A 16,888-nucleotide genomic window follows, 5' to 3' on the forward strand; every position below is an offset into this window, starting at 1 on the left:
CTTGATCGCATGGCATGGCAGCTGTTCCGGCTCGGCCGGTGGTGCTTCCGCCACCGCCGCATCGTGGTGGCCTTCTGGCTCGTCCTGCTGATCGGCGTCGGCGTCGGCTCCAAGACGTTGGCCGGCAGCACGGACGACCAGTTCACCCTCAACGGCATCGAGTCCACCCAGGCGTTCGACCTGATCAAGGCCCGTACGCCGGGCGCCGCGCCCGACGGTGCCAGCGCCCAGGTGGTGTTCCAGGCGCCGAAGGGCCAGCAGCTCACCTCTGCGTCCAACAAGGCGGCTGTGGAGCGGGCGCTCGCCCTGGTGAAGACCAAGGACGTCGTCTCGGTCGCGGACCCGTTCACCGCCGGGACGGTGTCGAAGGACGGCACCGTCGCCTACGCCTCGGTGAGCTACGCCAAGCAGGCCGTCGACCTGACCGACGCCGACAAGTCAGCCGCCGAGGCGGCCAAGGCGAGCGGCACCAAGGCCGGGCTCACCGTCGCGATCGGTGGCGACGCCTTCCAGAGCACCAGCGCCGGCGGGGCGGCCGAGGGGATCGGCATCCTGGTCGCCCTGTTCGTGCTGGTCATCACCTTCGGCTCGCTGATCGCGGCCGGGATGCCGCTGCTGACGGCGATCGTCGGGCTGGGCATCGGGCTGCTCGGGATCACCACCCTGACGGGCTTCCTCACGCTGAGCTCGACGACCTCCGCGCTCGGCAGCATGCTCGGCCTCGCCGTCGGCATCGACTACGCCCTCTTCATCATGTCCCGCTACCAGCACGAGGTCCGCAACGGACGCGACCCGGAGGAGGCGATCGGCCGCGCCGTCGGTACGGCGGGCTCCGCCGTCGTCTTCGCCGGCCTGACGGTGATCATCGCGCTTGCCGGACTCTCGATCTGCGGCATCGGCTTCCTCACCCAGATGGGTCTCGGCGGTGCCGGCATGGTCGCCCTCGCCGTCCTGATCGCCCTCACCCTGCTGCCCGCGCTGCTCGGCTTCGCCGGCAAGCGGGTGCTCGGCGGGAAGCTGCGCTTCCTCAAGGCCCGCGACGCCGAGGGCAGTGACGACGTGCGCACCAACGGTCGCCGGTGGGTCGAGCTGGTCGCCCGGCTGCGTGTGCCGTTCCTGGTCGGCGGGATCCTCCTGGCCGCGGTGCTGTCGTTCCCGGTCACGAAGATGCAGCTCGCCCTCCCGGACAACGCCACCGCCGCCGCCGGTAGCGACCAGCGGGTCGGCTACGACCTGATCGCCGACTCCTTCGGTGCGGGCGCCAACGGACCGCTGGTGGTCGTCGTGGACACCGCCGGTGCCGGATCGGGCCAGCAGGCGCTCGACGCGGTGAACACGGCCGTCGCCACGATCGAGGGTGTCAAGACCGACGTCGTCGCGGTGATCCCTCCGGCCGGGGCCGGCAGCGACGCCACCCCGGCCGCCCGGCAGCAGCTCGTCAAGCAGCTCGATGCGGCGCGCTACGCGACGGTGACGGTGATCCCGCGGAGCGGCCCCTCCGACCAGGCCACCAAAGATCTGGTGGGCACCATCCGCGCCGACCTCTCGGACCTGACGAGCCGGACGGGTGCGCGCGCCCTGGTCAGTGGTCAGACCGCCGTGGGCGTGGACATCTCGCAGAAGCTGACCGATGTCTTCCCGCGCTACCTGCTGGTGGTGGTCGGGCTGGCGTTCGTCCTGCTGGTGCTGGTCTTCCGCTCGATCCTGGTGCCGCTGAAGGCCGCTGTCGGCTTCCTGCTCTCGGTCGGCATCTCGCTGGGCACCACCGTGGCCGTGTTCCAGTGGGGCTGGCTCAACAACCTGATCGGACTCGACGTGACCACCCCCGTCGTGTTCATCCTGCCGCTGCTGCTCACCGGCGTGCTCTTCGGCCTGGCGATGGACTACGAGGTCTTCCTGGTGACCCGGATGCGGGAGGCGTACGTCCACGGCGAGGAGGCTCGTGCGGCCGTCCGGACCGGCTTCAGCCACAGCGCACGCGTGGTCACCGCGGCGGCAGCGATCATGACTGGCGTCTTCTGCGGGTTCGCGCTGGGTGACGACGTGCTGATCAAGACCATCGGGTTCGCCCTCGCGGTCGGTGTCATCGCCGACGCCTTCCTGGTCCGCATGACCCTGGTCCCGGCCCTGATGTCGATCGTGGGCAAGCACATCTGGTGGCTGCCGCGCTGGCTGGACCGGCTGCTGCCCGATCTGGACATCGAGGGCGAGAGCCTCGAGCGCCGGTTGCATGCCCAGCAGGGCGAGGCGCAGACCGCCTCGGTGTGAACGGGTCGTTCGTGTGGACGTGGTAGAGATCCCAGGGTGACCAGTCGCCTCGCCAACCTCCGAGACCTCGGCAACCTGCCGCTCGCCCGTGGAGGTCGCACCCGTCCGGGGGTGCTGCTGCGCAGCGATGCCCCCTACGACGGGGACCTCGACCCGACCGGGCTCCCCGAGGGCGTCTCCTGGCCGCCCGCGGCGGTGATCGACCTGCGGGCGGAGCGGGAGCGGGTGCGCTCGCCGTACCCGTGGCCGACCAGCACGCTCACCGTCGCGCACGAGCTGCACGATGCAGGGGATCTGAGCCGGATGCCGCAGCTGGGCCTGGTGGCGGTCTACGCGTCGATCCTGGAGACGGCGGCCGAGCGCGTCACCGCCGTACCGGGACTGCTCGCCCCCGAGGGCCCGACCTTGATCCACTGTGCCGCAGGCAAGGACCGGACCGGCATCGTCGTCGCCGTTCTCCTGCTGCTCGCCGGCGTCGAGCCCGAGGCGGTGGTCGCCGACTACCTGCTGACGGCGGCGCAGATGGACGGGGTCGTCGCGCGCCTCACCGCCGCCGGCGGGTTGAAGCCCGGGCGCTCGCGCGAGGAGTGGCTCGCCGCACCCGAGGAGGCCGGCCGGCTGGTCGTCGACACGGTGACCGCGCACCCCGGTGGCGTCGAGGGTTGGTACGTCGAGCACGGCGGCGACCCGGCCGCGCTGGAGCGCTTCCGGGCTCGCTTCGTCGGCGGCGCCTGAGCGCGGCGGCTCGCTCAGATCGTGTCGAGCCGCTCGTCGATCTCCGCGAAGCGGGTGACCTGCGGGCGCTCGATGACGGTGCCGCCGACCACGACGCAGTGCGGCGCGGTGAAGGTCCGGAAGTCCTCGAGGGGGTGGGCGTCCAGGACGACCAGGTCGGCAGCCAAGCCGGTCCGGACCGACCCGGTCACCGCGTCGAGACCGAGGATGCGGGCGTTCTCCTGGGTCGCCGCGTGCAGCGCCCGGGCGGGGCTGAGGCCGCCGAAGCGGACGAGCAGGTCGAGCTCGCGCCAGGTGTTGTAGTGCGTCACGTGCGTCAACGCCGCGTCGGTGCCCATCCCGATGGTGATGTCGTTGGCGATCGCGTCCGCCACGCCCCGCAGCATCTCCTCGCCGATGATCTCGGCATTCGCGCGGGCGACTGCGTTGATGCCGGTGAGCTCGGGATCGAGCTTGATCAGTGCAAGGCAGACCTGGAGCGTCGGGATCAAGGCCGAGAACCCGCGCAGCGAGCGGGGGTTGTCCCTGAACAGCTCGATCATCTCCTCGCTCATGCTGGCGCCGTGCTCGATCGTGTCGACGCCGGCGCGCAGCGCGGCGGTGATCCCGGCCCGGCTCTGCGCGTGCGCGGCGACCACGATGCCGGCGTTGTGCGCCTCCTCGCAGATCGCCGTCATCTCCTCCTCGGTCATCTGGGGACGGCCGGCCTCACCGACGACGCGGGCGTCGGTGACCCCGCCGGTCGCCGCGATCTTGATCGCGGTCACGCCCTTGCGCAGGCTCCGGCGTACGTTGCGCCGCGCGTTCCAGGGCGAGTCGCTGACCAGGGCGATCTGCGGGGCGCCGTGGCCTCCGCTGATGGCCATCAGCGGGCCCGAAGCGAGCACCCGGGGCCCGACGTACCTCCCCGCGGCGATCTCGTTCGCGACGGCGACGACCTCGTAGCCGACGTCGCCGACGCTGCGCAGCGTGGTCACGCCCGAGTGCAGCTGGGTCGAGACGTTGGCCCGGGTCCGTCGCTTCACCATCCAGCCGCCGGGTGGGCTGTGCATGAAGGCCGCCACCAGCGCCTCCGCCGACTCCTTGAGCAGGATCGGCGGCAGCGGCTTGCCGTCGGCGAACAGGTGCGTGTGGGCGTTGATCAGCCCCGGTACGACGAAGCGCCCGCTCCCGTCGATGATCCGGTGGCCGGCCGGCACGGCCACCTCGGCGGCTGCGCCGACCTGGGCGATGCGGCCCTCGCCGTCGACCACGATCGTGGTCGCGGGCCGGACGGTGCCGTCCCTGTCACCGGTCACGAGGGTGACGTCGGTGAGGGCGAACGGTGTGCTCATGGTGCTGGGTCCCTTCCGGTGGCTGATCCATCGCCGCTGCTGCGGCGCCGGCTGTTCACCGCCTCACCGGACCGGTCGGCCCGCCTAGCCGCGCTTCCGGCGCAACCAGGGGAACATCGAGCCCACCGCCACGCCGACCACGAAGAGGATCAGCAGCCAGATCCAGGTCGGCATCGACATGGACCAGAACAGGAAGTGCACTCGCCGCGAGGAGGTGTTCTGGAAGACGAAGACCAGTGCGAGGACGACGAGCACCGCCACGAGCACGGTCCGCACGCTCACGCTCCGTGACGTCGAGGCCTGATCTGCCATGCCCAACCACCGCTCTCGTGGCGCTCATCGGCGGCTCCGGGTCGTCCGCCCGCGTGAACATCTTGTCCACCCAGCCGGCATTTCGCCACCGTCGGGAAGGTAAAAAGCGCAGCACGCCCCGCGGTGGGCAGGTGTGCGGGCGTGCGGCATGCTGGAGGTTCCGCCTCCGACCCGAAAGGTTCGCGACATGCAGCAGGTGAAGGGTGTCATCGCCCGGTCCAAGGGTGCGCCGGTCGAGCTGGTCACCATCAACATCCCCGACCCGGGCCCGGGGGAGGCGGTGGTGAGCATCCAGGCGTGCGGGGTGTGCCACACCGACCTGCACTACCGCGAGGGCGGCATCAACGACGAGTTCCCGTTCCTGCTGGGCCACGAGGCCGCCGGAGTGGTGGAGTCGGTCGGCGAGGGCGTCACCGAGGTGGCGGCCGGTGACTTCGTGATCCTCAACTGGCGGGCCGTGTGCGGGCAGTGCCGAGCCTGCCGGCGCGGGGAGCCCCAGTACTGCTTCAACACCCACAACGCCTCCCAGCGGATGTCGCTCGAGGACGGCACCGAGCTCTCGCCGGCCCTGGGCATCGGTGCGTTCGCCGAGAAGACGCTGGTCGCAGCGGGCCAGTGCACCAAGGTCGATCCCGCGGCCCGCCCGGCTGCCGCGGGGCTCCTGGGCTGCGGCGTGATGGCCGGCATCGGCGCGGCGATCAACACCGGCGGCGTGACCCGCGGCACGTCGGTCGCGGTGATCGGCTGCGGCGGCGTGGGGGTCGCGGCGATCGCCGGCTCGGCGTTGGCGGGTGCGAACCCCATCATCGCTGTCGACATCGACGCCAAGAAGCTGGAGCAGGCCCGCCGGCTCGGCGCGACGCACACGGTCGACTCCTCCGCAGGCGATCCGGTGGCGGCCATCAAGGAGATCGCCGGACGGTTCTACGAGGGCGCCGAGGGCGCCGACGTGGTGATCGAGGCCGTCGGTCGCCCCGAGACGTGGCAGCAGGCGTTCTATGCCCGCGACCTGGCCGGCACCGTGGTGCTCGTCGGCGTACCGACTCCGGACATGAAGGTGCCGGACCTGCCGCTGATCGACGTCTTCGGCAGGGGTGGAGCGCTGAAGTCGTCGTGGTACGGCGACTGCCTGCCCTCGCGGGACTTCCCGATGCTGATCGACCTCTACCGGCAGGGCCGGCTGGACCTGGACGCCTTCGTCTCCGAGGAGATCGGGATCGGCGACATCGAGGCGGCCTTCGACAAGATGCACCGTGGCGAGGTGCTGCGCTCGGTGGTGGTCCTGTGACCGTCCGGGTCGACCACGGCGTGACCTCGGGGACGTTCACGCTGGACGGCGAGACGTATCAGGTCGACAACAACGTCTGGGTGGTCGGCGACGACGAGGAGTGCGTCGTGATCGACGCGCCGCACTCCGTCGAGGGCATCCTCGCGGTCGTGGGGGAGCGACGGGTCAAGGCGATCGTGTGCACCCACGCCCACGACGACCACGTCCGGGTAGCGCCCGCGTTGCGGGCGGCGGTCAACGACGGCTCGGGCGCACCGATCCTGCTGCACCCCGACGACCGGCCGCTGTGGGAGCTGACCCACGGCGGTCCCGACGATGTCGACGGTGAGCTGTGGGACCTCGACCTGGCCGACGGGCTGACGCTGGAGGTGGCTGGGACGACGCTGCGGGTGCTGCACACCCCAGGACACGCGCCGGGGGCGGTCTGCCTCTACGCGCCGGAGCTGGGCTGCGTGTTCACCGGCGACACCCTCTTCCAGGGCGGCCCCGGTGCGACCGGCCGCTCCTTCAGCGACCGGCCCACCCTCGAGGCCTCGATCCGCGCGGCGCTGTTCGTGCTGCCGGAGGAGACGGTGGTGCACACCGGGCACGGGGACGACACCACGATCGGTGCGGAGAAGGAGCTGCTGGGGTCCTGAGGGCTGGGCCGTGGTGCGCGAGCTGCTGGGGAACCGGCCCAGCAGCAGAAAATTGGACGACCGTCCTGCGCATACCCGCCCCGGGTAGGGGAACAGGCCCGACATGGCCCTCGTCCCCTTCGTTTGTACCTACGACGAGGGCATGCGCACCCTCACCCTCTCCGGTGACCTCGACGAGGTCGGCGCGGGCCGGCTCCGCCAGCAGCTCGCCGCCGCGATGGTCGACCGCAGCGGCTCGCTGGTGCTCGATCTCAGCGCCGTCGGATCGCTGCCGAGCTCGGCCGTCGGCGTGATCGCGGCGGCCCGCGCCGACATGCGGGCCCACTTCAACAGCCTCGACCTCGTGGCGACGCCCGGCACCGTCGCGAGCGCGGTGTTGCCGCGCTACGGGATGAGCGTGCACGCCGCCGATACGCGTGCTGCGGATCACGCCTGAACCTGCCCGGCCACGGGTACCCCATCGGCGTCCATCGTGACGACAGACAGGGGAGGCCTGTGGAGATCTGGCCGGGACAGCCGTATCCGCTCGGCGCTACGTTCGACGGCAACGGCACCAACTTCGCATTGTTCAGCGAGGTCGCGGAGGGCGTCGAGCTGTGCCTGTTCGACGACTCGCCCGAGCGCAGGGAGACAAGGGTCGAGCTGACCGAGGTGGACGCCTACGTCTGGCACGGCTATGTGCCCTCGGTGCAGCCGGGCCAGCGGTACGGCTACCGGGTGCACGGGCCCTGGGACCCCGCTCAGGGACTGCGCTGCAACCCGGCGAAGCTGCTGCTGGACCCCTACGCGAAGGCCACGACGGGCGACATCGACTGGGACCAGAGCCTGTTCGGGTACACCTTCGGTGACCCGGACTCGCGCAACGACGACGACTCGGCAGCGCACATGATGCTGGGCGTGGTGACCAACCCCTACTTCGACTGGGAGGGGGACCGCCCGCCGGGCATCCTCTACAGCGAGTCGGTCATCTACGAGGCCCACGTCAAGGGCCTGACCCAGCTGCACCCGGAGGTGCCCGAGGAGCTGCGCGGGACCTACCTGGGCATCGCGCATCCGGCGGTGATCGAGCACCTGCAGAAGCTGGGCATCACGGCGATCGAGCTGATGCCGGTGCACCAGTTCGTCCAGGACAGCACGCTGCTGGACAAGGGCCTGCGCAACTACTGGGGCTACAACACGCTGGGCTTCTTCGCGCCGCACGCCGACTACGCCAGTCACCGCACCGAGCTCGCCGGCGCGACGGTGCCGGCCCAGGCGGGCTCCCAGGTGCAGGAGTTCAAGCAGATGGTCAAGACGCTGCACGCGGCCGGGATCGAGGTGATCCTCGACGTGGTCTACAACCACACCGCCGAGGGCAACCACATGGGCCCGACACTGTCGTTCAAGGGCATCGACAACCCGGCCTACTACCGGCTGGTGGAGGACGACCGGCGCTATTACATGGACTACACCGGCACTGGCAACAGCCTCAACGTCCGGCAGCCGCACAGCCTCCAGCTGATCATGGACTCGCTGCGCTACTGGGTCAGCGAGATGCACGTCGACGGCTTCCGCTTCGACCTCGCCGCCACGCTGGCGCGCGAGTTCTACGACGTCGACCGGCTCTCCTCCTTCTTCGAGCTCGTGCAGCAGGACCCGATCGTCTCGCGGGTCAAGCTGATCGCCGAGCCGTGGGACATCGGTCCGGGCGGCTACCAGGTCGGCGGCTTCCCGCCGCTGTGGACGGAGTGGAACGGCAAGTTCCGCGACACGGTCCGCGACTTCTGGCGCGGCGAGCCGTCGCTGGGCGACTTCGCCTCGCGGCTCTCCGGTTCCAGCGACCTCTACGAGCACTCCGGCCGCAAGCCGTTCGCGTCGATCAACTTCGTCACCGCCCACGACGGGTTCACCCTGCGCGACCTGGTCTCCTACGAGGGCAAGCACAACGAGGCCAACGGCGAGGACAACAACGACGGCGAGAGCCACAACCGGTCGCAGAACTTCGGTGTCGAGGGGCCGACCGATGACGCCGAGGTCCTGGCCGCGCGGGCCCGTACCCAGCGCAACCTGCTGGCGACCCTGCTGCTCTCCCAGGGCGTGCCGATGCTGCTGCACGGCGACGAGCTCGGCCGCACCCAGCAGGGCAACAACAACACCTACGCCCAGGACAACGAGCTGAGCTGGGTGCACTGGGAGGACGCCGACCAGCCGCTGCTGGAGTTCGCCGCCGCTGTCATCCACCTGCGTCGCTCGCACCCCACGTTCCGCCGGCGCCGGTTCTTCACCGGCATCGACGCCGACACCGACCAGCTCGACGACATCGTCTGGCTGCGGCTCTCCGGCGAGCCGATGGTGGACGAGGACTGGACGAGCCCGCAGAGCCAGTCGGTCGGGATGTATCTCAACGGCCAGCGCATCCCCGGCACCGACTCCCGCGGGCAGCGGGTGGTCGACGACCACTTCCTGCTGTTCTTCAACGCGGACGGTGACACGCAGGCGACCCTGCCCGGCAAGGAGTACGCCGAGGCCTGGGACGTGCTGATCGACACCGGCGCGGAGACCTCCGTCGTACCGGATCCGGTGCCGGCCGGCGCCACGCTCGACATCACCTCGCGCAGCGTCGTCGTCCTGCGTCAGCACCACGACCCGGTGGTGGCACCCGACCACTCGGTCGCGGCGTCGGTCGCTGCGCAGCAGGGACGGTGACGCGGGTGTCGAGCGGGATGCGGGTGCCGGCGAGCACCTATCGCCTCCAGATCACCGCCGAGTTCGACCTGTTCGCCGCCACCGACCTGCTGGGCTACCTGCACGAGCTCGGGGTGGACTGGGTCTACCTCTCGCCGCTGCTGGCGGCCGAGCCCGGCAGCGAGCACGGCTACGACGTGGTCGCCCACGACCACATCGACGAAGCGCGTGGGGGCGCCGCCGGCTTGGCGGCGCTCTCCGCGGAGGCGCGCCGGCTCGGCATGGGCGTGCTGGTCGACATCGTGCCCAACCACGTCGGCATCGCGACACCGCGGGAGGATCCCTGGTGGTGGGACGTGCTGCGGCTGGGGCGCGACTCCCCGCACGCCGCGGCGTTCGACATCGACTGGAGCGCCGGTCATGAGCGCATCCTGATCCCTGTCGTGGGCGACGACGACCTGCTGCCGGGCGGCCGGATCGACCACCTCAGCGTGGTGGAGGGGGAGGACGGGCCGGAGCTGGCCTACCACGACAACCTCTATCCGATCGCGCCCGGGACCGCGGACGACTACGCGGGACCGCAGGCGGCAGGCGGCGTCGATGCCAACACCGTGCACGACCGCCAGCACTACGAGCTGGCCTCGTGGCACAGCGCGGACGACGAGCTGAACTACCGCCGCTTCTTCGCCGTCAACACCCTCGCCGCGGTCCGCGTCGAGGAGCCGGAGGTGTTCGCCGAGACGCACGCCGAGATCCGACGGTGGTTCACCGAGGGCCTGGTCGACGGGCTGCGCGTCGACCACCCCGACGGGCTGCGGGACCCGCGCAAGTACCTCGCCGACCTGGCCGGTCTCACCGGCGGTGCCTACGTGCTCGTGGAGAAGATCCTGGAGCCGGGCGAGGAGCTGCTCGAGTCCTGGGCGACCGCCGGCACCACCGGGTACGACGTCCTCGGGCTGATCGACCGCGTCCTCACCGATCCCGCGGGGCAGCAGCCGCTCGACGAGCTGGAGGGCCGGCTGCGCGGCGGCCCGGTGGACTGGTCGCAGTTGGTGCACGACCGCAAGCGCGAGGTCGCCGACGGGATGCTCCGCTCGGAGGTCAAGCGGATCGTCCGCGATCTGCGCCGGCACCTGCCGGTCGTGCCGGCCTTCCGGGCCGAGGACGCCGTCGCCGAGCTGCTGGCCTGCTTCCCGGTCTACCGCTCCTACCTGCCCGAGGGCCGGGAGTACCTCGACGAGGCGTTCGCCTCGGCCCGGGCTCGTCGGCCCGACCTCGCGGCGACGTACGACGCCTTGGAGCCGTGGCTGACCAACGCCGACCTGGCCGCGAGCAAGCGCTTCCAGCAGACCAGCGGGATGGTGATGGCCAAGGGGGTGGAGGACTGCGCCTTCTACCGTTGGTCGCGACTCACGTCGCTGAACGAGGTCGGCGGGGACCCGGCGATCTTCGCGCTCGACGTGGAGGCGTTCCACGCCGCCATGGTGGAGCGGCAGCGCTACTGGCCCGATGCCATGACGACCACCTCCACCCACGACACCAAGCGTGGCGAGGACGTCCGCGCCCGGATCGAGGTGCTGGCCGAGGCTCCCCCGGCGTGGGCCCGCACGGTCGAGCGGCTGCAGTCGCTCGCTCCGGTGCCCGATCCGGGCTTCGGGTCGCTGCTGTGGCAGGCGGCACTGGGAGCCTGGCCGATCAGCCGCGAGCGGCTGCACGCCTACGCCGAGAAGGCGATGCGCGAGGCGGGGGACCACACCACCTGGACCGAGCCGGACGAGGCCTACGAGGCGGCCGTGCATGCGGCGGTCGACGCGGTGTACGACGACCCGGCGGTCGGCCGGGCCCTGCGGGAGCTGCTCGACGAGGTGGTCGCACCCGGCTGGAGCAACGCGCTGGCCGCGAAGCTGATCGCGCTGACCATGCCCGGCGTACCCGATGTCTACCAGGGCAGCGAGCTGTGGGAGCAGAGCCTGGTCGACCCGGACAACCGTCGCCACGTCGACTTCGGCGTGCGGCAGGCGCTGCTGTCGGCGGTGGCGGCCGGGGCGGGCGCTGCCGCCCCGCACGGCCTGGACGACCCGGCGGCGGCGAAGCTGCTGCTGACCCACCGCGCGCTCACCCTGCGGCGCGAGCGACCGACCCTGTTCAGCACCTACTCACCGGTGCGCGCGAGCGGGGTGGGGGCCGAGCACGTGGTCGCCTTCGACCGCGGTGGGGTGCTGACCGTCGCCACCCGGCTGCCGGTCGGGCTCGCCGCCCGGGGTGGGTGGGGCGAGACCCGGATCGAGCTGCCGGCCGGCACGTGGCAGGACACCCTGACCGGACGCACGGTGGCATCGGATCGCGTCGGGGACCTGCTGGACACCTACCCGGTCGCGCTGTTGGTCAAGGAGAGCAGATGAGTCGTGGACCCTTCGACGTGTGGGCACCGCGGGCGACGTCGCTGAGACTGTCGGTGGGCGATGAGACCGTCGAGATGACCAAGGACCCCGACGACTGGTGGACGCCGGCGGGGCCCGTCCCGGACCCGGCGCAGGAGGTCGACTACGGATATCTGATCGACGAGGAGGACACGCCCCGACCCGACCCACGGTCGCGGCGTCAGCCGGCGGGCGTCCACCAGCGCTCGCGAACCTACGACCCGGCAGCCTTCGCCTGGAGCGACCAGGCATGGACCGGGCGGCAGCTTGCCGGGTCGGTGATCTACGAGCTGCACGTCGGCACGTTCACGCCCGAGGGCACGCTGGACGCAGCCCTGGGCAAGCTCGACCACCTGCGCTCGATAGGGGTCGACTTCGTCGAGCTGCTGCCCGTCAACGCGTTCAACGGCACCCACAACTGGGGCTACGACGGCGTGGCATGGTTCGCGGTGCAGGAGGAGTACGGCGGCCCCGCCGCCTACCAGCGTTTCGTCGACGGCTGCCACGCCGCCGGGCTCGGGGTGATCCAGGACGTGGTCTACAACCACCTCGGCCCGTCCGGGAACTACCTGCCGCTCTACGGCCCCTATCTCAAGGACGGCCGCAACACCTGGGGCGACCTGGTCAACCTGGATGCCGAGGGTTCGGTGGAGGTGCGCGCCTACATCCGCGACAACGTCCGGATGTGGCTGCAGGACTACCACGTCGACGGCCTGCGGCTCGATGCCGTGCACGCACTCTCCGACTCCTCGCGGCCGCACCTGCTGGCCCAGGTCGCTGAGGACGTGGCGGCGCTCTCGGCGTACCAACGGCGACCGCTGACGCTGATCGCTGAGTCGGACCTCAACGATCCGGTGATGATCACCCCGAGGGAGGCTCGCGGCTACGGACTCGACGCGCAGTGGAGCGACGACTTCCACCACGCCGTGCACGTGGCGCTGACGGGTGAGACGCAGGGCTACTACGCCGACTTCGCGCCGCTCTCGGCGCTGGCCAAGGTGTGCGAGCGGGGCTTCTTCCACGACGGGACCTGGTCCTCGTTCCGCGGCCGGCCGCACGGCGTACCCGTGGATCGCGCGGCGATGCCGACGTGGCGGCTGGTGGTGTGCAACCAGAACCACGACCAGGTCGGCAACCGCGCCCGCGGCGACCGGCTCACCGAGCACCTCGACGACGACCAGCTCGCCTGCGCCGCGCTGCTGACGCTGGCCGGCCCGTTCACGCCGATGCTGTTCCAGGGCGAGGAGTGGGCCGCCTCGACGCCGTTCCAGTTCTTCACCTCCCACCCCGAGGAGGACCTGGGCAAGGCGACCGCCGAGGGCCGGATCGCCGAGTTCGCCGAGCACGGCTGGGACCCGGCCTCGGTGCCGGACCCGCAGGACCCGGAGACGTTCCGACGCTCCAAGCTGGACTGGTCCGAGCTGGGGTCGGAGCGTGGCCGGCGGTTGCTGGCGGTCTACCGGCGGCTCGCCGAACTGCGCCGGAGCCTGCCCGAGCTGAGCGACCCGCGCTTCACCCGGGTGGAGTGCACCGCCGACGAGGACACCCGCCTGTTCACCCTGCGCCGTGGCGAGGTCCTGGTCGTGGTCAACTTCGGCGAGGAGCAGGCGCGTCTCGACGTCGGAGACGGTGAGCTGCTCCTCACCACCCCGGCCGGTGCCGGGCACGAGGCCGGCTCGCTGGTGCTGCCTGCCCACGCCGGGGCGCTGTTCCGGCGTACGGCGGGATAGCCCTGGACGAAACGGCCGGAACGACCCGACGCCGGCCGTTTCGTCAGGGGCCGCCCCGACGATCCCGGCCGTGGGACGACATGCCGCCACCGCCGACGGGGTAACCGCACCGGATGACGACCCGCCGCCTCGACCGTGACCAGCGCAACGCGTTCCTCGCCGCTCTGCTGGGCTGGACGATGGACGCCTTCGACTACTTCATCGTGGTGCTGGTCTACGCCGACATCGCCGCCGACTTCGACGTCTCGAAGGAGCGGGTCGCCTTCCTGACCACCGCGACGCTGCTGATGCGGCCGGTCGGGGCCCTGCTGTTCGGGCTGTGGGCCGACCGGGTGGGGCGGCGCGTCCCGCTGATCGTCAACGTGCTCTCCTACAGCACGGTCGGCTTCCTGTGCGCGTTCGCGCCCAACCTCACCGTGCTGATCGTGCTGCGGTTCCTCTACGGCATCGGCATGGGCGGCGAGTGGGGGCTGGGCGCGGCCCTGGCGATGGAGAAGATCCCGACCGAGCGCCGCGGATTCTTCTCCGGCCTGCTCCAGGAGGGCTACTCCTTCGGCTATCTCATGGCCGCCGCGGCGTACCTCGTCCTGCACCAGGGGTTCGACCTCAGCTGGCGCTGGCTGTTCGCGCTCTCCATCCTGCCCGCCCTGGTCAGCCTGTTGATCCGGAGCCGGGTCGAGGAGTCGGCGGTGTGGAAGGAGAGCCGGGAGCAGCTGAAGGTGACGCGCAGCAGTTTCCGCGACGTCTTCCTCGACGGTGCGATCGTGCGCCGCTTCATCTACCTCATCGTCTTGATGACCGCCTTCAACTGGATGAGCCACGGCACCCAGGACGTCTACCCGACCTTCCTCAAGGCGACCGACCAGGGCGGTGCCGGTCTCGGTGAGACCACCGCGCTGGTGATAGCGATGATCTACAACGTCGGCGCGATCATCGGCGGTCTCACCTTCGGCTCGCTCTCCCAGCGCTACGGCCGCCGCTACACGATCGCGTTCTGCGCGGTGCTCGGGCTGCCGATCGTGCCGCTGTTCGCCTTCTCCTCGACCGCCGGCTGGCTGGCCCTGGGCGCCTTCTTGATGCAGTTCTTCGTGCAGGGCGCCTGGGGTGTCATCCCGGCGCACCTCACCGAGCTCTCGCCGGACGCGATCCGCGGCTTCTACCCCGGCGTGACCTATCAGCTTGGCAACCTGTTCGCCGCCCTCAACCTGCCGATCCAGGAGCACCTGGCCAGCGCCCACTCCTACCCGTTCGCCCTGACCGTCACCATCGTGCCGGTGCTGGTCGTGGTCGCGGTGATCACGGTGCTCGGTCAGGAGGCCCGCGGGATCGAGTTCGGCGGCAAGCGGGCCGATCCCGCCCCGGCGCGCCGCTGACCCGCGGCCGTCGAGCGACGCCTAGGCGCCCTGCGCCGGTCCCGACTCGGCGACGAAGTCCCGCTGCCGGATCAGCACCAGGCTCGCCAGCCCGGCGATCAGGGCGATCACCGCGGCGATCAGGATGATGTGGTCGAGCGCGCTGGTGAAGCTGTCGACGGCAGCGGCCGAGACCTTCTCCCGCGCGGCAGCCGGTACGCGCCCCACCACCGCCTTCAGCTGGCCGCCGGTCACCCCCTCCGCGACCTTCCCCGCGTACGGCGAGGCCTGGCTGCCGGCCAGCCGTCCGGAGATCCCGTCCGAGATCCGGGTCGCGAAGATCGAGCCGAGGGCGGCGATGCCGGTGGCGATGCCGACCTGGCGGAAGGTGGAGTTGACCCCCGAGGCCATCCCGGAGCGGTCCGGCGTCACCACGCCCACAGCGGTCGAGGCCAGGGGCGGGTTGATCATGCCGACGCCCAGGCCGCACACGATCATCCCCGGGATCAGGTGCTTCCAGGTGCTCTGCGCGTCGATGCCGAGCAGCAGGAACAGCCCCAGCGAGAGGATCAGGAAGCCCGGCCCGATCAGCAGCTTCGTCGGCACCCGCTCGGTGAGCCGGCCGGCGATCGCCGCGGCCACGAAGGAGGCGCCGGACAGGAACAGGAAGCGCACGCCTGTCGCCACGGCCGAGTAGCCGAGCACGTCTTGGACGTAGATGACCAGGTAGGTCAGCAGCGAGAACACCGAGGACGAGACCCCGAACGCCGCCACCAGGCCTCCGCAGAAGGTCGGCTTGCGCAGCAGGCCGAGGTCGAACATCGGCTGCCGCTGGCGCAGCTCGCCGACCACGAAGACGATCAGCAGCACCACGGCCGCGATCATGCAGGCGATCACCCGAGCCGATCCCCAGCCGATCGCGGGCCGACCGGCCTCGATCAGGCCGTAGACCAGTGCACCGAGCGCCAGGCTGAAGCTGACGAAGCCGAACCAGTCGGGACGGCCGGCCTTCGGGTCCTGCGACTCCTTGACCCTGGCCACCGTGATGCCCAGGGCGACGGCACAGATCGGGATGTTGACGAAGAAGATCCATCGCCATGACAGCCCCGAGGTCAGCAGTCCGCCCAGCACCGGCCCGATCGCCACCGCGACCCCGGTCGTCGCACCGAACGCACCGAAGGCGATGCCGCGCTCCCGGCCCCGGTACGCCGAGGCGAGCAGCGCCAGCGCGGTCGCGAACATCGCCGCGCCCCCGATGCCCTGGAAGGCCCGCGAGAGCTGCAGGAAGGTGATGTTCTGGGCGGCCCCGCAGGCCGCCGAGCCGATGGTGAAGACGATCGTGCCGATCACGAACAGCAGCCGCCGGCCGAAGAGGTCGGCCAGCGATCCGGCCGTGAGGAGCAGCGCCGCCAGACTGAGCGCGTAGGCGTCGATCACCCACTGCAGGCCCGAGAGGTCCGCGTGGAGCTGCTGCTGGATGTCGGGCAGGGCGACGTTGACGATGGTGATGTCGAGCAGCAGCATGAACACGCCGGTGCACACCGCCGACAGGGTCCACCACTCCGTGCCCTGGGCGCTGTCCTCGGTCGAGGCGAGATGGCTCATGCGGGCCAGGTGTCCAGAACCGGCCGGCAATACCCCTGGGGGGTCAGGTGGGCTCGATCTCAGGCGCCGCCCCAGGTCGCCCGGGCACCCGCGTCGCCGACCCGGAGCAGCGTGACCGTCACGCCGAGTGCCACGACCACCGTCGCGACGGCGAGGACCGCGTGCGCCCAGCGCGGTGGCGTCCGCCATGCCCACACCACGACCGTGACCACGAACAGTGCGACGGTCCACGGGGGCAGCTGGTGCGCCAGGTGCTCGTGTCGCTCGATCAGGGGGTTGGGCCCGAAGCGCTTCGCCAGGTCGGTGCCGGCGTGCATCGTGATCGGCACCAGCACCACCATCGCGAGACCGAGCAGCGGGGTGATCGCACCGAGCCGGCGCCGGGCGGCGGGCCAGAGCACGTGCAGGACCACCGCGAGTGCGGCCAGCGGCAGCAGCACCACGACGGCATGGACGAGCAGGGGGTGTGCGGGCAGGCCGTGGATCGTCATGCTGGAGTCACGAGAGCCACGACGTTTCGGTTCGGTGCGGGTCCGGTTGAA

General features: G+C 71.0%; 13 protein-coding genes. 9 read left to right on the plus strand and 4 right to left on the minus strand.

Features of this window, described 5'->3' with window-relative positions; all coding sequences use genetic code 11:
• The first annotated feature begins 9 nt into the window (after positions 1 to 9).
• The gene (locus tag P5P86_RS03980; RefSeq protein WP_280609990.1) at positions 10 to 2,268 is read left to right on the plus strand and encodes an MMPL family transporter; all 2,259 of its coding nucleotides are present in this window, start codon (positions 10 to 12) and stop codon (positions 2,266 to 2,268) included.
• A 36-nt stretch (positions 2,269 to 2,304) separates the two neighbouring features.
• On the plus strand, positions 2,305 to 3,003 hold the full coding sequence (locus P5P86_RS03985; RefSeq protein WP_280609991.1) for a tyrosine-protein phosphatase: 699 nt from the start codon (positions 2,305 to 2,307) through the stop codon (positions 3,001 to 3,003).
• A 14-nt stretch (positions 3,004 to 3,017) separates the two neighbouring features.
• Here the strand turns inward: P5P86_RS03985 and P5P86_RS03990 are convergent, their stop codons facing one another.
• Both P5P86_RS03990 and P5P86_RS03995 read right to left on the minus strand, forming a co-directional pair.
• Positions 3,018 to 4,337: an amidohydrolase family protein gene (locus P5P86_RS03990; protein WP_280609992.1), complete on the minus strand. Its 1,320-nt coding sequence runs from the start codon at positions 4,335 to 4,337 to the stop codon at positions 3,018 to 3,020.
• An 84-nt stretch (positions 4,338 to 4,421) separates the two neighbouring features.
• Positions 4,422 to 4,619 carry a LapA family protein gene (locus P5P86_RS03995; protein ID WP_280609993.1) on the minus strand — a complete coding sequence of 66 codons (198 nt, stop codon included), beginning with the start codon at positions 4,617 to 4,619 and terminating at the stop codon, positions 4,422 to 4,424.
• A 217-nt stretch (positions 4,620 to 4,836) separates the two neighbouring features.
• On the opposite strand from P5P86_RS03995, the gene P5P86_RS04000 reads away from it, so the two are divergent.
• The 7 genes from P5P86_RS04000 to P5P86_RS04030 all read left to right on the plus strand — a co-directional run bounded on the left by P5P86_RS04000 (position 4,837) and on the right by P5P86_RS04030 (position 14,762).
• Positions 4,837 to 5,937, plus strand: coding sequence for an S-(hydroxymethyl)mycothiol dehydrogenase (locus P5P86_RS04000; protein WP_280609994.1), 1,101 nt, complete (start codon positions 4,837 to 4,839; stop codon positions 5,935 to 5,937).
• On the plus strand, positions 5,934 to 6,575 hold the full coding sequence (locus tag P5P86_RS04005) for an MBL fold metallo-hydrolase (RefSeq protein ID WP_280609995.1): 642 nt from the start codon (positions 5,934 to 5,936) through the stop codon (positions 6,573 to 6,575). The genes P5P86_RS04000 and P5P86_RS04005 overlap by 4 nt, the downstream gene beginning before the upstream one ends.
• 103 nt (positions 6,576 to 6,678) lie before the next feature.
• A complete protein-coding gene (locus P5P86_RS04010; protein WP_280609996.1) occupies positions 6,679 to 7,011 on the plus strand; it encodes an STAS domain-containing protein in 333 nt (110 codons plus the stop codon).
• A gap of 59 nt (positions 7,012 to 7,070) precedes the next feature.
• A complete protein-coding gene (glgX, locus tag P5P86_RS04015) occupies positions 7,071 to 9,260 on the plus strand; it encodes a glycogen debranching protein GlgX (protein ID WP_280609997.1) in 2,190 nt (729 codons plus the stop codon).
• Positions 9,257 to 11,641: a malto-oligosyltrehalose synthase gene (gene treY / locus P5P86_RS04020; RefSeq protein WP_280609998.1), complete on the plus strand. Its 2,385-nt coding sequence runs from the start codon at positions 9,257 to 9,259 to the stop codon at positions 11,639 to 11,641. Before glgX ends, treY begins: the two co-directional genes overlap by 4 nt.
• A complete protein-coding gene (gene treZ / locus P5P86_RS04025; protein WP_280609999.1) occupies positions 11,638 to 13,389 on the plus strand; it encodes a malto-oligosyltrehalose trehalohydrolase in 1,752 nt (583 codons plus the stop codon). The genes treY and treZ overlap by 4 nt, the downstream gene beginning before the upstream one ends.
• Positions 13,390 to 13,502: 113 nt before the next feature.
• Positions 13,503 to 14,762: an MFS transporter gene (locus tag P5P86_RS04030; RefSeq protein ID WP_280610000.1), complete on the plus strand. Its 1,260-nt coding sequence runs from the start codon at positions 13,503 to 13,505 to the stop codon at positions 14,760 to 14,762.
• 21 nt (positions 14,763 to 14,783) lie between these two features.
• Here P5P86_RS04030 and P5P86_RS04035 read toward each other — a convergent pair whose 3' ends face one another.
• Both P5P86_RS04035 and P5P86_RS04040 read right to left on the minus strand, forming a co-directional pair.
• Complete coding sequence (locus P5P86_RS04035) at positions 14,784 to 16,346, minus strand: MFS transporter (protein WP_280610001.1); 1,563 nt, start codon at positions 16,344 to 16,346, stop codon at positions 14,784 to 14,786.
• Positions 16,347 to 16,405: 59 nt separating this feature from the next.
• The gene (locus P5P86_RS04040) at positions 16,406 to 16,837 is read right to left on the minus strand and encodes a DUF2231 domain-containing protein (RefSeq protein WP_280610002.1); all 432 of its coding nucleotides are present in this window, start codon (positions 16,835 to 16,837) and stop codon (positions 16,406 to 16,408) included.
• Between the last annotated feature and the right edge of the window lie 51 nt (positions 16,838 to 16,888).

It is taken from the genome of Nocardioides sp. BP30 (assembly GCF_029873215.1).
In the GTDB taxonomy this organism is placed as follows: Bacteria; Actinomycetota; Actinomycetes; order Propionibacteriales; family Nocardioidaceae; genus Nocardioides.

Coding starts and splice junctions, on each gene's coding strand:
- P5P86_RS03980 (WP_280609990.1), top strand. CDS start 10: ATGGCATGGCAGCTGTTCCGGCTCGGCCGGTGGTGCTTCCGCCACCGC.
- P5P86_RS04010 (WP_280609996.1), top strand. CDS start 6,679: ATGGCCCTCGTCCCCTTCGTTTGTACCTACGACGAGGGCATGCGCACC.
- P5P86_RS03990 (WP_280609992.1), bottom strand. CDS start 4,337: ATGAGCACACCGTTCGCCCTCACCGACGTCACCCTCGTGACCGGTGAC.
- P5P86_RS04040 (WP_280610002.1), bottom strand. CDS start 16,837: ATGACGATCCACGGCCTGCCCGCACACCCCCTGCTCGTCCATGCCGTC.
- P5P86_RS04000 (WP_280609994.1), top strand. CDS start 4,837: ATGCAGCAGGTGAAGGGTGTCATCGCCCGGTCCAAGGGTGCGCCGGTC.
- P5P86_RS04035 (WP_280610001.1), bottom strand. CDS start 16,346: ATGAGCCATCTCGCCTCGACCGAGGACAGCGCCCAGGGCACGGAGTGG.
- treZ (WP_280609999.1), top strand. CDS start 11,638: ATGAGTCGTGGACCCTTCGACGTGTGGGCACCGCGGGCGACGTCGCTG.
- P5P86_RS04030 (WP_280610000.1), top strand. CDS start 13,503: ATGACGACCCGCCGCCTCGACCGTGACCAGCGCAACGCGTTCCTCGCC.